Source organism: Ensifer sp. PDNC004, assembly GCF_016919405.1.
In the GTDB taxonomy this organism is placed as follows: Bacteria; Pseudomonadota; Alphaproteobacteria; order Rhizobiales; family Rhizobiaceae; genus Ensifer.
Map to the genome: position 1 here is coordinate 1 of NZ_CP070352.1, position 14,609 is coordinate 14,609.

At 61.7% G+C, this 14,609-nt stretch carries 13 protein-coding genes; 11 read left to right on the forward strand and 2 right to left on the reverse strand.

The genetic code is table 11. The features are described 5' to 3' along the window. Positions 1-68: 68 nt before the first annotated feature. On the reverse strand, positions 69-347 hold the full coding sequence (locus tag JVX98_RS00005; RefSeq protein WP_060582949.1) for an exopolysaccharide production repressor protein: 279 nt from the start codon (positions 345-347) through the stop codon (positions 69-71). A gap of 751 nt (positions 348-1,098) precedes the next feature. Here JVX98_RS00005 and JVX98_RS00010 point away from each other — a divergent pair. The 4 genes from JVX98_RS00010 to JVX98_RS00025 all read left to right on the forward strand — a co-directional run bounded on the left by JVX98_RS00010 (position 1,099) and on the right by JVX98_RS00025 (position 5,420). Then, complete coding sequence (locus tag JVX98_RS00010) at positions 1,099-1,779, forward strand: sugar transferase (protein ID WP_205236419.1); 681 nt, start codon at positions 1,099-1,101, stop codon at positions 1,777-1,779. A gap of 67 nt (positions 1,780-1,846) precedes the next feature. Further along, positions 1,847-3,118 (forward strand): polysaccharide biosynthesis/export family protein, encoded by a 1,272-nt coding sequence (locus JVX98_RS00015; protein ID WP_205236420.1) that lies wholly within the window; start codon positions 1,847-1,849, stop codon positions 3,116-3,118. 8 nt (positions 3,119-3,126) lie between these two features. Continuing rightward, a complete protein-coding gene (locus JVX98_RS00020) occupies positions 3,127-4,410 on the forward strand; it encodes an O-antigen ligase (RefSeq protein WP_205236421.1) in 1,284 nt (427 codons plus the stop codon). After that, positions 4,407-5,420: an acyltransferase gene (locus JVX98_RS00025; RefSeq protein ID WP_205236422.1), complete on the forward strand. Its 1,014-nt coding sequence runs from the start codon at positions 4,407-4,409 to the stop codon at positions 5,418-5,420. Before JVX98_RS00020 ends, JVX98_RS00025 begins: the two co-directional genes overlap by 4 nt. A 55-nt stretch (positions 5,421-5,475) precedes the next feature. Here JVX98_RS00025 and galE read toward each other — a convergent pair whose 3' ends face one another. Beyond that, positions 5,476-6,462 carry a UDP-glucose 4-epimerase GalE gene (gene galE / locus JVX98_RS00030; RefSeq protein WP_205236423.1) on the reverse strand — a complete coding sequence of 329 codons (987 nt, stop codon included), beginning with the start codon at positions 6,460-6,462 and terminating at the stop codon, positions 5,476-5,478. Between the two features lie 331 nt (positions 6,463-6,793). Here galE and JVX98_RS00035 point away from each other — a divergent pair, with 331 nt between their 5' ends. The 7 genes from JVX98_RS00035 (at position 6,794) to JVX98_RS00065 (ending at position 14,304) form a co-directional block, all read left to right on the forward strand. Then, positions 6,794-8,431 carry a TIGR04028 family ABC transporter substrate-binding protein gene (locus JVX98_RS00035; RefSeq protein ID WP_205236424.1) on the forward strand — a complete coding sequence of 546 codons (1,638 nt, stop codon included), beginning with the start codon at positions 6,794-6,796 and terminating at the stop codon, positions 8,429-8,431. 65 nt (positions 8,432-8,496) lie between these two features. After that, positions 8,497-9,441, forward strand: coding sequence for an ABC transporter permease (locus tag JVX98_RS00040; protein WP_205236425.1), 945 nt, complete (start codon positions 8,497-8,499; stop codon positions 9,439-9,441). Continuing rightward, the gene (locus tag JVX98_RS00045) at positions 9,438-10,316 is read left to right on the forward strand and encodes an ABC transporter permease (RefSeq protein WP_205236426.1); all 879 of its coding nucleotides are present in this window, start codon (positions 9,438-9,440) and stop codon (positions 10,314-10,316) included. Before JVX98_RS00040 ends, JVX98_RS00045 begins: the two co-directional genes overlap by 4 nt. Next, positions 10,313-11,953, forward strand: coding sequence for an ABC transporter ATP-binding protein (locus tag JVX98_RS00050; RefSeq protein ID WP_205236427.1), 1,641 nt, complete (start codon positions 10,313-10,315; stop codon positions 11,951-11,953). The genes JVX98_RS00045 and JVX98_RS00050 overlap by 4 nt, the downstream gene beginning before the upstream one ends. Before the next feature lie 26 nt (positions 11,954-11,979). Continuing rightward, on the forward strand, positions 11,980-13,026 hold the full coding sequence (locus JVX98_RS00055) for a putative FMN-dependent luciferase-like monooxygenase (protein WP_205236428.1): 1,047 nt from the start codon (positions 11,980-11,982) through the stop codon (positions 13,024-13,026). A 37-nt stretch (positions 13,027-13,063) separates the two neighbouring features. Beyond that, entirely contained in the window at positions 13,064-13,681 is a 618-nt protein-coding gene (locus JVX98_RS00060) for a CMD domain protein (protein WP_205236936.1), read from the forward strand. A gap of 20 nt (positions 13,682-13,701) precedes the next feature. Then, on the forward strand, positions 13,702-14,304 hold the full coding sequence (locus JVX98_RS00065) for an alkylhydroperoxidase domain protein (protein ID WP_205236429.1): 603 nt from the start codon (positions 13,702-13,704) through the stop codon (positions 14,302-14,304). Positions 14,305-14,609: the final 305 nt, after the last annotated feature.

The window sequence follows — 14,609 nt, forward strand, 5'->3', positions numbered from 1 at the left end:
TCATGTCGCAACCGAGTCAAAGGCGATTTTTTTTAAGAATGGCGAGGCAGGCTTGTCCGGCCGTGCGGTCAACGATTGAAGTGACCGGGCCGGTCCAGGCGGTGGCTATTGCTGCCCGGCTTGTCGTCATTGGCCGATTGCAGCACTTCAGCCGCTTTTTTTCCGCGCTCACGCGCTTTCCTCCAGATGAGGAAAACGACCGCGAGGAAATAGCCGATCTGAATGAGGACCGCACAGATCGCCGTCTGGATCAGCGTGGATGTGAGAGAGCCATTGAGGAAATAGGTGACGACAGCAAAAACCGTCAGGGCGCCGATCATACTCACGAAGACGCGTGGTGCGTACATGACACTAGCTCGCAATCGGTTCTATCGCTGCAGACGTCATCGCAAAATCGGCCTTTCCTCTGCAAATGTTAATATATTGGCGACGGACATCGGCTGCAACCGGCAATAGCCGCCGCTTTGGCACATAGAAACAGGCAAATCTTTATGTCGCGTTTCGAGCAGCGTCGATCGAATCAAAATCAGTTGATTGGCCTCGAACGCCATTGCGACGCGAGCCTGCGCTCGGCAGCTGATTTTCCACCTCCCGTCGGGAGACGCTCTCTGCGTCGCCCAATGGTTGCCGCCACACTCACGTGCTGATCAACTTTTATTACAAGTTTGAACGATGCTGCGCGTCTTCGTGTGCGCCGCGAAGACTTGGTGCGACGCAGCAGAATTTGGGAAATACGGACGACCGATAATTTTGGAGCAGGGGAAATCACACTCCCGAAGCTCAAGGAAAACATCGGCCTGCGAAGATATCGCCACTTATCCGGAAATGTAATTTGGCTCGCCAGAAACAATACAGGAATACGTGCGAGGTGATACTGTTTCTCGCAATAATATAACCGCGCCTGTCACGGGAAATATTTCATATTCGAAAGTGGTGATATACGCATTTTGGCCCCTGCTCGGATACTCGCCTTTATTTCGCCTTCAAAAAGCAAATCCTTACCGGACGTTCATTATTCACGATGAGCGCGCCCCAGTGTGGGCTGTAGGCCCCCCTGGGGAGACCGACAAATCGCCAAACGTAAATGGAGTCACCTCTATGAAGTCTGCGACCAGATCGGCCAATTCGCCGTTTTTCAGTGCCGCAGAGTTTGCGGCAATCCCACCCGTGGGTGGCGTTTCGAAGCGTGGCTTCGACGTGCTTGCCGCTTCCCTCGCCCTCGTTTTCTTAAGCCCGCTGTTCCTGATGCTCATGGCGCTGGTCAAGTTTTCCGACGGCGGCAGCATCTTCTACGGCCACCGCCGCATCGGCCATAACGGCAAGTCGTTCCGTTGCCTCAAGTTCCGCACCATGCGGCCTGATGGGGACCGTATCCTGCAGGACTATCTCAAGGCCAACCCGGCCGCCTATGAGGAATGGCGCGCGACGCGCAAACTGCAGGATGACCCCCGCGTCACGGTCGTAGGCAGCGTCCTGCGCAAACTCAGCCTCGATGAGCTGCCTCAACTCTTCAACATCGTGCGCGGTGAAATGAGCATCGTCGGTCCGCGCCCGGTGGTGGAGGACGAGCTGGAACTCTACGACAGCGCCGCCGTCTACTACCTGCAATCCCGCCCCGGTCTCACCGGACTTTGGCAGATCAGCGGGCGCAACGACGTTTCCTACGCAACCCGTATCGCGTTCGACACCCACTACGTCCAGAACTGGTCGCTGCTGAGCGACTTTTCCATTGTTGTCAGGACCATTCCCGCCGTTTGCCTTTCGCGCGGCAGCTACTGACGAAACAGCGCCTGGAAAGCCCGCGCGACCGGTCGCGGGACGGCGCCCCTTCATTCGGGAAGCCCAAATGAAAAAACACAATCTGTCGGGAAAGTCGCGCATGCCGCGCGCGCTGCCCCGTTTCCTGCGCCGCGCCGCTCTCATCGCCGCGGCGCTCACTTTCGCTTTTCCGGCTTGGGCCGACGAGTACCAACTCGGCACCATGGACAGGCTGAGGATCCGCGTGGCCGAATGGCAGACCGCTGAAGGAGCCGTCCGCGACTGGTCTGTTGTCAGCGGCGAGTACACGGTCGGTCCGTCGGGAGCGCTTTCCTTGCCCTTCATCGGCGACCTGCCGGCAGCCGGCAAGACGACGACCGAAGTCGGCGAGGCGATCGGCGAGAAGATGCAGACGCTCTTCGGTCTGCGTGACCGACCGTCCGCCTCCGTTGAGCTTGCGCAATACCGCCCGGTCTATCTCGCGGGCGAGGTGCAGAAGCCAGGCGAATATCCCTTTGCGCCCAATCTGACGGTGCTGAAAGCCGTAAGCCTCGGCGGCGGTCTGCGTCGTTCCGAAAGCGGCCAGCGCTTTGCGCGCGACTACATAAATGCGCATGGCGATTCCAGCGTCCAGACGTCCGAGCGTAACCGGTTGTTGATCCGGCGCGCCCGCCTTCAGGCCGAGATCGCCGAAAAGGATGGCATCGAACTGCCGAAGGACCTTCAAGGGGTACCGGGCATCGATAAGCTTCTCGCCAACGAGACGGCGCTGATGGCCTCGCGCGACAGGAAGCAGAAGCTGCAATTGAAAGCGCTTGCCGATCTGAAGTCCCTGCTCGAAAGCGAAATCCAGTCGCTGGCAAAGAAGACGGAAACCCAGAATCGCCAGCTCGAGCTCGTCGTCGAAGACCGCGAGAAAGTCGAGAGCCTTGCCGAGAAGGGGCTGGCGCTCAGCCAGCGCAAACTGTCGTTGGAGCAGCGCGTCGCCGAACTGCAGGCCGCTCTTCTCGACATCGACACCGCTTCGCTGAAGGCGAAGCAGGATGTCAGCAAGGCGGGGCAGGACGAGACCAATCTTCGCAACGACTGGGACGCCCAACTGGCCCAGGACCTGCAGAACACCGAGGCCGAACTCGACACGCTTTCGATCAAGCTCGGCACCAGCCGCGATCTGATGGCCGAAGCGCTGCTGCAATCGGCCGAAGCCGCGCAGTCGAAGGACAATACGGCGGAGGCCACGATCGCCTATTCGATCATGCGCGAGCGCGACGGCAAGCCGACGGAGATCGCCGCTGACGAAAACACGCCTGTATTGCCCGGTGACGTGATCAAGGTCGAAGCCAACCTGGCAACGCAGTAGGACCGGCTGTGAAGATTTCGAAGGCGAGCCTGATTTCTGCCGATCGCAATGGTGTCTATGGCACCGTTGCGATCGCGTTATCGCTCTTCGTCTTCGCCTATTCCTCGCGTTTCGGGCAGGCATCGATCCTGCTCTACTATGGCCTTTGGCTGCCGCTGGTGCTGGTCGATTATCGTCGCGTGCTCGGCAACTACGGCATCCGCCTCTGGATTCTTGGCTTCGCGATTTTCGCCTGCCTGTCGGTCTTCTGGTCGGCAGCGCCGGGTATGACGGCGCGAACGGGGGTGCAGTATCTCTCCCACGTGATATGCGCCCTGATTGCCATGCGGGTCGTCGGTATCAGGACATTGGTGCGCGGCGCGATTGCCGGCACCGGCGTCGTTCTCGTCTACTCGCTGCTCTTCGGCGTCTATCACCTCGATCCGCTCGACGGCACCTACAGTTTCGTCGGCGCCTTCGCCTCGAAAAACCAGCTTGGCTTCTACGCCTCGCTCGGCATCTATTTCGCCTTCGTCGCGCCGATAGCGCTTGGAGAACGCGGCCTGTGGCTCGCGGCATCGGGCCTGGTCGCGATGCTGTCGGCCTATTCCCTCTTTGCCTCGCAATCGGCGACGTCGGTGTTGACCACCGTGGTCATCCTCGGGCTCTGGCTCGGTATGCGGGTCGTCGGCCTATTGTCGCCGGCACACCGCAAGGGTCTCTTCCTCGCAGCTGCCGTTTGCGCCGTCATGGTTGCCGTTGCAGGTATCTATGGCGGGGGCGTCGATCTTGTCCTCGGCCTTTTCGGCAAGGATTCCACCCTGACCGGGCGCACCTATCTTTGGCAGCAGGGCATCGAGGCCGCCATGTCATCACCGTTGGTCGGTGTCGGCTATCAGGCCTATTGGGTCCAGGGATTCTCGGAGCCCGAGCGTCTTTGGGAAGAGTTCTATATCGCCACGCGCTCTGGCTTCCACTTTCACAACACCTTTATCGAAGCGATGGTGGAGACCGGCGCAATCGGGCTCGTTCTCTTGTCCGGTATCCTGCTGATAACCGTGCTCGGGCATACCAAGCGGCTTTTGACGCAGGACCACGACACGCAGTCCTCGGTGCTTTTCGGCATAGCGCTGCTGCTGCTGGTGCGGTCCTTCGTCGAGATCGACATCATGAACCCCTATCATATCGGCTCGTTCCTGCTCTATTTCGCCGCCGGAAAGCTGACATTGCCGGAAGCGCGCCCGCAGCAGAGCGTCGAAGATCGTTCGGGGCCGGCCGTATCGGAGATCCCGCTGCGCTTGAGGTATCGATGATCACCCCTCCGACGACGATCTACGGCATCCAGTACCTGCGGGCCGTCGCAGCGCTCGGTGTCGTCGTCTTTCATGCCGCCGAGCGCACCGGACATCACTTCGCGATCGGTGCTGCGGGCGTCGATGTCTTCTTCGTCATCAGCGGCTTCATCATGTGGGTGATCAGCGAGCGGCGGCCGGTGTCACCACTCGCATTCCTGCGCGACCGCGTTCAAAGGATCGCGCCGATCTATTGGCTCGCGACCGCGGTAATGGTCATCGGCGGCCTCGCCGGACTGTTTCCCAATCTCGTCTTGAGCAATGGACATGTGCTTTCCTCGCTGCTGTTCATTCCCACGCGCTCACCCAGCAGCGGCGAAATCTGGCCGGTGCTGGTGCAGGGCTGGACGCTGAACTACGAGATGTTCTTTTATGCCGTCTTCGCACTGACGCTGCTGTTGCCGCGGTCGAGGCGTCTGCTGGCGATCGCTGGCTGTTTCTCGGCGCTGGTGGCCATCGGCTTTGCCGTCGACAGCGACAACGCGCTCTTCGTCACCTATACACGGCCGATTATTCTCGAATTCGTGGCCGGTATGGTCGTCGCCGAACTCTGGCTGAGGGGCAGGGTGCCGGGCGCAACGTCCGGCCTCGTGCTTGTCGCCGGCGCGTTTTCAGGATTCGCGGCGGTCGCCGTGCTTCGCCTGCCTTTCGACGAGTTCATTCTCGGACCCTTGGCCGTCATGCTGGTTTTGGGAACGCTGGCGCTCGAGGTTAAGGGCTGGTTTCGCCCGCGCAGGCTGCCGATGATGCTTGGCGACGCATCCTATTCAATCTATCTCTGGCACACCTTTGCGATATCGGTCGTGGTCAAGGCCTGTGGAATGATGGGGATTGGGCCGCTCGCATCGGCCCTGCTGGCGGTCGTTGCGGGGACGGCGCTTGGCGCTTTCGCCTATCTTCTGATTGAAAAGCCGTTGGCCACACGGCTGCGCTCGGGCTTTTTCTCAAGGCCGGTGCAGCACACGGCCTGACGCGTCGGAGTGATCCTGGTGCGGCGATGACCGCCGCACCAGCGCCATCAAAGCCTCAAACACCCTGATTGCGGCGGGAATGCCAGTTCCAGGCCGTGCGCGTGATGTCGGTGAGGTCGTATTTCGGAACCCATCCCAGCACGTCGCGAGCCTTGTCATTGTTGGCGACCAGTGTCGTCGAATCTCCTTCGCGGCGTTCGACGAGATCAACCTGGAATTCACGTCCGGAAACCTCGGAAATCGCCGTCAGCAGTTCCTTGACGGTCGTGCCGGTGCCAGTGCCGAGGTTGAGCTCGACGCTGTCGCCGCCGGCAAGCAGGTGTTCGACCGCGCGCACATGGGCGTCGGCAAGATCAAGCACGTGGATGTAGTCGCGTACGCAGGTGCCGTCGCGCGTGTCGTAGTCCGTGCCGAAGATCTTGAAGCTCTGGCGCCGGCCGAGGGCGGCGTCGATGGCGAGCGGGATGGCATGCGTCTCCGGTTCGTGCCACTCGCCGATGCGGCCTTCCGGATCGGCGCCGGCGGCGTTGAAGTAGCGCAGGATGACCGAGCGCAAGCCCTTGTACTGCCCGTAGTCCTTCAGCGCCTGCTCGCACACCCACTTGGTCCGGCCGTAGGGGTTGATCGGCGCCTGGCGGTGCTGTTCGTCGATCGGCACGCTCTCCGGCAGGCCATAGGTGGCGCAGGTGGACGAGAACACGAAAGCTTCGACGCCGGCGGCAAGGGCGGCCGAAAGCAAGGTCAGCGTGCCGATGACATTGTTGTCGTAGAAGGAAACCGGGTCCTTCACCGATTCACCCACCTCGATCATCGCGGCAAAATGCAGGATGGCGCGTGGCTTGTGTCGGGCAAGCACCTCGTCGAGCCGCTTGCGGTCGCGGATATCACCCTTTTCCAGCACGCCCCATTTGACGAATTCCTCGTGGCCATTCGAAAGGTTGTCGTAAACGACCGGCTCGAAACCCTTGTTGGCGAGTTCGAGGCACGTATGCGAGCCGATGTAGCCGGCACCGCCGACGACGAGGACTTTATTGCTTTCCATGATGCTTACGATCCTTGGGAGGTTCAGAGAAATTGCCAAGATTTTTCAACGGATGACGACAATGGTGTCAATGCCGCGCGCAATCAAGCACGTGTCCATGTCGCGTATGTGGCGGTGGTTACCAGCGTGCTTCTTTCCACACTTCTGTCGATCCCGGCCCGTCAAAATCGGTGGGAAAAATACGGGAAGGGACAATTATCTCCCGGGCGTTCGCACGCTAGATGCTTCTTTCTGTTCGGGCAAAACATATAGCATATTAATTTACTAGATTTAATTGATTATGCCTGCCGCGGTCGTACCATAGCCTCCAGATTTCTGAAGGAAGGCTCTCATGACGACGAAACTGAAACGCCTGGCGCTGACGCTCGCCACACTTGCGACCTCTGGCCTGGCTCTGAGCGGTGCCCAGGCGCAAACGACGGATCCGGTCAAGGGCGGCACGTTGATCTATCTGGAGCAGCAGGCCCATACGAACCTCTACCCGCCGGCCGGCGGCTTCTATCCGAACGGTGGCATCCTCAACCAGATCACCGACAAGCTGACCTATCAGAACCCGAAGACGCTGGAGATCGAGCCCTGGATCGCCGAGTCCTGGACGGTCAACGCCGATGCGACCGAATACACGTTCAAGATTCGCCCCGGCGTGACGTTCTCCGATGGCTCGCCGCTCGACGCGGCTGCCGTTGCCAAGAATTACGACGTCTTCGGCCTCGGCAACAAGGCGTTGAAGCAGCCGGTTTCAGAGGTGATCAACAACTACGAGCGTAGCGAAGTCGTCGATCCGCTGACGGTCAAATTCTACTTCAAGAAGCCGTCGCCGGGGTTCCTTCAGGGAACGTCCGTGATCGGCTCGGGCCTGGTGGCCGAAAGCACGCTGGCGTTGCCTTTCGAAGAACTTGGTGACGCGACGAAAATCATCGGCTCCGGTCCGTTCGTCGTCGAGAGCGAGACGATCGGCAAGGAACTGAATCTGAAGGCCCGCGAGGAATACAACTGGGGCCCGGTCAAGCTCGAACACCAGGGCCGCGCCTATCTCGACGGCATCAAGTACATCATCACCGGCGAAGACAGCGTGCGCATCGGTGCACTGCTCGCAGGGCAGGCGGATTTTATCCGCCAAGTCCAGGCCTATGACGAGGGTCAAGTCGAGGCGCAGGACTATCAGATCTACGCGCCTTCCACCCGCGGGGTGAACAACAGCGTCGTCTTCCGCCCGGACAACCCGTTGGTGGCCGACATCCGGGTACGCCAGGCGCTGCTGCACGCGACCGACACCAAGGAAATCGTCACCACGCTGTTCTCGGCCAATTATCCGCAAGCCACTTCGATCATCGCGTCGTCGGCGCTCGGCTACAAGGACATCTCGGCCAAGCTCACTTTTGATCCCGTAAAGGCCAAGGCCCTGCTCGATGAAGCCGGTTGGTCGGTCGGCGCCAACGGCCTCCGCCAGAAGGACGGCAAGGAACTGGTGCTGACGGCTTATGAATCGCTGCCGCAGCCGCAGAACAAGGAAACGCTTCAACTGGTCGCCCAGCAGTGGGGCAAGGTGGGCGTGAAGCTGAGCGTTCTTGCCGGCGACAGTGGCAGCAAGACGGTGGATGATCTCGATCCGCTGAAGACGCCGGTGTCGCCCGCCATGGTCGGCCGCGCGGACCCCGATGTGATCAAGAGCCAATACTATCCGAAGAACCGCGATGTGCTGCGCCAGAAGGGCGGACTCAGCGACAAGGTTCAGAGCTTCGTCGATACCAAACTGAACGGTCTGCTCGATGCGCTCGCCTCCGAGCCGGATCGCGAGAAGCGCCTCGCGATCGCCGGCGAAGTCCAGGACTACGTCGTTGATCAGGCCTATGCGATCCCGATCTTCGAGGAACCGCAGGCCTATGCCGGTGCGCCCTACGTCCAGGGCGTGGCCTTCGAGGCTGTCGGCCGCCCAAGCTTCTACAGCACCTGGCTTGCCGAACACTGATCGGTTCGACGGTCACCCAAAGTGGGTGGCCGCCGTCTCTGAAATCCGCCTGCGAGGAAGGGATCATGTCCGCCTATCTGTTCAATCGTGTCGCTCAGGCCCTATTTGTGCTTTGGGCCGCATTCACGATCTCGTTCGTGCTGCTGCAGGCAATGCCCGGCGACGCGATCCTCATCAAGTTCCAGAACCCCGATCTCGGCCTGAACGCCGAACAGGTCGCCGAAATCCGCGCTTCCTATGCCGCCGACAGCTCCGTGCCGGTGCAGTACGCGCGGACCATCGGCAACTTCCTGGCCGGCAACTTCGGCTACTCTGTTCAGGCCGGCGTTCCGGTTTCAAGCCTGCTCGCCGCGCATCTGCCGGCAACGCTAAAGCTCGCGGGGCTCGGCTTCGGACTAGCCGCGGTCCTGGCGATCATTATCGCTTTCCTATCCAGTCTCGCGCCGTTCGGCTGGCTGCGTGGCGCTTTGCAGTCGGTTCCCTCGCTCTTCATTTCGGTCCCCACCTTCTGGCTCGGCATTATGCTCATCCAGATCTTCTCCTTCCGCCTGAAGCTCGTGCCGGTCATCAATCCTGGTCCCTGGCAGGAACTGATCCTGCCGGTCGCGACACTTGCCGTGCCGATTTCCGCGCCGCTGGCGCAGGTGCTCGTGCGCAACATCGACGAGGTGATGACGCGGCCCTTCGTCGCCGTGGCGCGGGCAAAGGGCGCCACCCGCCTTTGGGTTCTCTGGCGGCACGTCGCGAAGAACGCGCTGCTTCCGACGTTGACGATTGCCGGTGTCCTCTTCGGCGAACTGATCGCCGGGGCCGTGGTGACGGAGACCGTCTTCGGGCTGAACGGCATCGGCGGGCTCACCGAACGCGCCGTCGGCAGCCAGGACGCCGCCGTGCTTCAGGCGATCGTCGTGCTGTCGGCACTGGCCTTCGTGATCATCAATCTCGCTGTGGACCTGCTCTATCCGGTGCTCGACCCACGCCTCAGGACCAAAACGGGAGCCGTTGCATGACGACGTTAGATACGCTTCACGATGACGCCGTTGCGGCGCCAAGAGCAAAGAGCGAACGCAACGGCGCTACATCGCGGCTGCGCCGCGTTCCCCTAGGGTTGGCGCTTTCCTGGCTTATCCTTGGCACCGTGTTCCTCTGGGCGGTCACCCCTTCACTCTTCACAGGTTACAACCCAGTTGAAGGCGTCGGTGGTGCGCAGTTGCAGCGACCGAGCGCTGATCACTTGCTCGGAACCGATGCGCTCGGGCGCGATCTCTATGCGCGCATCGTCTACGGGGCCGTTCATTCCCTGACCGGTGCTTTTGTCGCCGTCGGGCTGGGACTTGCGGTTGGCACCGGTCTCGGCGTCGTTGCTGGTTCGGTGCGGCGTCGCTTCGACGATGCGATCATGCGCGTTGTCGACGTGCTGTTGTCGATCCCTCCGCTGCTGCTTTCGCTCAGCATCATTATCCTGCTCGGCTTTGGAACTGTGAACGCGGCAATCGCTGTTGGGGTCACCTCGGTCGCAGGCTTTGCCCGTCTGGCGCGGGCGGAAGTCGTGCGCGTGCGTCGCAGCGATTATGTCGAGGCGGCCTTCGGCAGTGGCGGAACCTTCGCCTCGGTTCTGTGGCGCCATATTCTGCCGAATTCCCTGACCTCGGTCGTCGCCTTTGCCGCGCTGCAATTCGGATCGGCCGTTCTGCAGATTTCGACGCTTGGATTTCTCGGCTACGGCGCGCCGCCGCCGACCCCGGAATGGGGCCTGCTGATCGCCGAGGGGCGCAATTACATCTCGACTGCCTGGTGGCTGACCACCGCACCCGGCATCGTGGTCGTCCTCGTCGTGCTGGCTGCCAATCGCGTCAGCCAATCTTTCGGAAGGGCCGCAGCATGACCGTCATACCTGGATCGTTTCCGCCCGTTCTCGAGGTCGAGGGCCTCTGCATCGCCTATGCTGACGGTAGCGGCGAACGCCGCGCCGTTCACGACGTTTCGTTTCGCATCAATCCAGGCGAGGTTGTGGCGCTTGTCGGTGAATCCGGTTCCGGCAAGACGACGACGGCCCAGTCGATCATCGGTCTGCTCGCTGCGAATGGCCGGGTGGAGCAAGGCAGCATCAAGCTGAATGGAACCGATATCGCCCGCTGGACGGATCGACAGCTGGACACGGTGCGCGGCGCGAGGATCAGTCTCGTGCCGCAGGATCCGGGAAGTTCGCTCAACCCGGTCAAGACGATCGGCTCGCAACTCGGCGAGATCTTTCGCATTCACAGGGCGCTGCGTTCCGACGAGATCGAGGCCCGCGTCATCTCTCTTCTCGCCCGCGTCGGGTTGAGCGAGCCGGCGCTTCGAGCACGGCAATATCCGCATGAACTGTCGGGTGGCATGCGCCAAAGGGTGCTGATCGCGATCGCGATTGCTTTGAAGCCACAGTTGATCATTGCCGACGAACCGACGAGCGCGCTCGACGTCACCGTCCAGAAGCGCATTCTCGATCTGATCGACGACTTGCGAACGGAATATGGCACGGCTGTGCTTCTGGTGACCCACGATCTCGGTGTTGCCGCCGACCGCGCCGATCGGATCGTCGTCCTTCAGGGCGGGCGGATTCAGGAGCAGGGCACAACGGGCGCGATACTTGCCGCACCGCGCAGCACCTACACGAAGCAACTGCTCTCAGACGCGCCGTCCTTTACCTCGCCCCCGAGGTTGGCAACCGTTCGACCACCCGTTGCGGAGGCTCCGGACGATATCGTCGTCGTCGAGGGGCTTGTCCGCGAGTTCGTCCGCAAGGACGGCGGTTCTCCGCTACGGGCCGTCGACGAGCTGAGCTTCCGCGTCCGGCGGGGAACGACCCACGCGATCGTCGGGGAGTCCGGATCTGGGAAGACGACGACGATCCGCAGCATTGTCGGCTTTGACAGGCCGACGGCAGGCCGGATCTCGATCGACGGAACCGAAGTTTCGGGGGTGACCGGAGAAGACCTTCGGCAGTTCCGCCGTAAGGTCCAGCTTGTCTACCAGAACCCCTACGGCTCGCTCGACCCGCGCCAGAGTGTGCTGCAGATCGTGACCGAGCCGCTGACGAATTATCCGGGACTTCGGCGTTCTGAGCGCGAGGAGAAGGCAAGGGCGATCCTAGGCCGGGTCGGCTTGCCGGAGGACGCATTTGCACGGCGGCCCCACGCGCTTTCCGGCGGCCAGCGTCAGCGCGTTGCCATCGCCCGGGCGCTGGTGCTCGATCCGCAACTGGTTGTGCTCGACGAAGCGGTATCCGCACTCGATGTGAGTGTGCAGGCGCGCATTCTCGACCTCCTGGACGAACTGCAGTGCGATCTCGGGCTCACCTATCTCTTTGTTTCCCACGACCTCGCCGTCGTGCGCCAGATCTCCGATACCGTTTCGGTTCTGAAGGACGGGCGACTGGTCGACGGCGGAACCGCTTCCGACGTCTTCGAAAACCCGCGCAGCGATTACACCCGTGAACTGATCAATGCCATCCCCGGACGCAGGCGCCGGGTCGCGGCCTGAACAACCGACGACAGACAGGACCGACCATGATTGAGACGACGCCACGCAAACGCCTTGGCTTTTTCACCCGACTGCTCGACGACGTACCGGCAGGCACCCGCTACTACTACGCAAAGGAGCAGATCGTCACGGCCGAGCGATTCGGTTTCGACACGGCCTGGGTGGCGCAGCACCATTTCCACGCGGACGAAGGCGGCCTTCCGGCGCCACTGGTTTTCCTCGCCCATGTTGCAGCCGAGACGACGCGTATCCGTCTTGGGACCGGTGTCATCACCCTGCCGCTTGAAAATCCGATCCGCGTGGCCGAGGACTCCGCCGTTTTCGATCTGCTCTCCGGCGGGCGACTGGAGGTCGGGTTCGGGACCGGCGGCACGCCATCCTCATTCTCGGCCTTTGGCCTGCAAAGCGCCGATCGCGGCGCGATCTACGGCAGGCATCTGCAAACCGTTCTCGACGCTTGGGCAGGGCGTGGGCTGCCCGGCGGCGATCGCCTCTATCCTGCAGCACCGCAACTGCTCGACCGCATCTGGCAGGCAACCTTTTCCGTGGCGGGCGGTGAGCGGGCCGGGCGTGCCGGCGACGGCCTGATGTTGTCGCGCACCCAGCCGCGGCCGGAGGGCAATCCGCATGCTTCACTGGCGGAGCTGCAAGACCCGATCATCGACGCCTATCTGCATGCGCTTCCTTCCGGCCGCGCGCCGCGTATCCTCGGTTCTCGCAGCCTGTTCGTCGCCGACAGCCGCGCCGAAGCGTTGCGGCTTGCCGAGGTTGGGTTGAGACGGGGCGCGGAACGGCTGATCGCCAGCGGCCACGCGGTTCCAGGCAATTCGCTTGCCGATCTGATCGCGGCCTTCGACGTACACGTCGGCTCTGTTGACGACGTCATCGCCAGCCTTAGCGCTGACGAGACGCTTGAGCGCGTCACCGACCTGGTGTTCCAGGTCCATTCCGTCGATCCGCCGCACCCACTGATCCTGCGCTCGATCGAGCTCATCGCGACCCAGGTCGCACCGGCGCTCGGCTGGTCGCCACAGGAGAAATTTCATGCCCGGCGTTTTGGCGCCGTCGGTTGAAACGGATTGCTTTCCATCTTGCAAAGGAGACGACGTCATGACCACTACGTCACCGGATATCATCGATCTGCTGGCCGGCATTACGGCCGGATCGGCGCTCGACCGCATTCGCGCCCACCGGCCGGAAACCCGCGAACAGGCACAGAAGAGCTATCTCGCACTCTTTCAGCCCGCGGATTTCGGCGACGTATCGGCGGCGGATCGGCATGCGATCGCAAGTTTCGTTGCCGGCCTCCACCGTCAGCCGGACATTTTCGAATTTTACACAAGCCCGTTCGAGGATAGCGACACCGATCGCTGGTTGATCGAGGTCATCAAGGCCGAGATCGGGGCAGGACGGGCAACAGGGCCATACGGCAACTATCCCGACGGGCCGCTCAATGGAGAGAACCAAACCGGCCCGCTCTACCAAGTATCGCAGTCAAGTCGCGAGGCGCTCGGCCCCAAGCTGTCCGCGGCGCTGGAGCATGCCCACCTGCTCATCTTCCATTTGCGTGATGCCAGCCCGCAGGCGTTGCAAGCCTTGCTCGACGCTGGCTGGACGACAAATGGTGTCGTGACCCTGTCGCAGCTGGTTTCCTTCGTTGCGTTTCAGATCCGTGTCATCACCGGTCTTGGCTTGCTGTCGACCGCCACGAAGCGCGCTGCGGCTTAAGAACTCAAGAGGACATGCGAATGACCGAACACGCCATCATTCCGATCGTCGAAAACCCGCCTGTCACGTTCACGCAGGCCGAGATCGGCTGGACACCGTGGCTGCAGCCTTTGCCGGAGGAAGAGTTGACGGAGCCTCACCTCAAAGGCCTGGTCGAGGCTGGGCGGGCTAAGTCGCCCTACTTCCGTCTGCTGGTGCGCGATCCGGAAGTGCTTGAGGCGCGCACGAAAACCGACAAGGACATCTTCTACAACACCCACTCGGGCCTGCCGCGCGCCGAGCGAGAACTGGCTGCGACCGCGGCGTCGCGATACAATGGCTGCATCTTCTGCGCTTCGGTCCATTCGCGCTTTGCTTCGCATCACTCCAAACGCAGCGAGGATGTGCAGAAGCTCCTCGACGAAGGTGTCGAAACCGATCTCGGCGAGCGCTGGAACGCAATCGTCGCCGCTTCGGTGGCACTGACAGCGACCCCGCCAGCCTTCGGTGAGGAGCACATCTCCCGACTTTCGGCAGTGGGCCTCGACGAACTGGAGATCGCCGACGTCATCCATGGTGCCGCATTCTTCAACTGGGCGAACCGGCTGATGCTCTCGCTTGGAGAGCCGACACCGGCAAACTGAGCCGCAGACGCGACCTACCGCAACCCGCACCAGACACAAGCAAGCCCGCAAGGTCGAGAGATTTGCGGGCTTTCGCATGCGCGTCATCCAACGTGCCTCCCAGCTGTGCGCCGGCGCAACAGATAACGCGTTGGAGGTGAAGCCTTGGGGGGCAGCGTGCGGCAGGCAATCCAAAACGATTGCAATCACACGCAAACGCTCATGCCGGCTCCGGGCGAAGTAATCCGGCCTATCCTAAGTCTGGAACAAGAAACGGTGGCCGACTTTACTTTCGCCATAGAAAAAGCCCGCAACCTTTTACGAAG

What these genes read in the sequence shown, in the direction of transcription:
- JVX98_RS00005 (WP_060582949.1), bottom strand. Translation starts at nt 347, where the DNA reads ATGTACGCACCACGCGTCTTCGTGAGTATGATCGGCGCCCTGACGGTT.
- JVX98_RS00065 (WP_205236429.1), top strand. Translation starts at nt 13,702, where the DNA reads ATGACCGAACACGCCATCATTCCGATCGTCGAAAACCCGCCTGTCACG.
- JVX98_RS00040 (WP_205236425.1), top strand. Translation starts at nt 8,497, where the DNA reads ATGTCCGCCTATCTGTTCAATCGTGTCGCTCAGGCCCTATTTGTGCTT.
- JVX98_RS00050 (WP_205236427.1), top strand. Translation starts at nt 10,313, where the DNA reads ATGACCGTCATACCTGGATCGTTTCCGCCCGTTCTCGAGGTCGAGGGC.
- JVX98_RS00035 (WP_205236424.1), top strand. Translation starts at nt 6,794, where the DNA reads ATGACGACGAAACTGAAACGCCTGGCGCTGACGCTCGCCACACTTGCG.
- JVX98_RS00010 (WP_205236419.1), top strand. Translation starts at nt 1,099, where the DNA reads ATGAAGTCTGCGACCAGATCGGCCAATTCGCCGTTTTTCAGTGCCGCA.
- JVX98_RS00055 (WP_205236428.1), top strand. Translation starts at nt 11,980, where the DNA reads ATGATTGAGACGACGCCACGCAAACGCCTTGGCTTTTTCACCCGACTG.
- JVX98_RS00025 (WP_205236422.1), top strand. Translation starts at nt 4,407, where the DNA reads ATGATCACCCCTCCGACGACGATCTACGGCATCCAGTACCTGCGGGCC.
- JVX98_RS00015 (WP_205236420.1), top strand. Translation starts at nt 1,847, where the DNA reads ATGAAAAAACACAATCTGTCGGGAAAGTCGCGCATGCCGCGCGCGCTG.
- JVX98_RS00045 (WP_205236426.1), top strand. Translation starts at nt 9,438, where the DNA reads ATGACGACGTTAGATACGCTTCACGATGACGCCGTTGCGGCGCCAAGA.
- galE (WP_205236423.1), bottom strand. Translation starts at nt 6,462, where the DNA reads ATGGAAAGCAATAAAGTCCTCGTCGTCGGCGGTGCCGGCTACATCGGC.
- JVX98_RS00060 (WP_205236936.1), top strand. Translation starts at nt 13,064, where the DNA reads ATGACCACTACGTCACCGGATATCATCGATCTGCTGGCCGGCATTACG.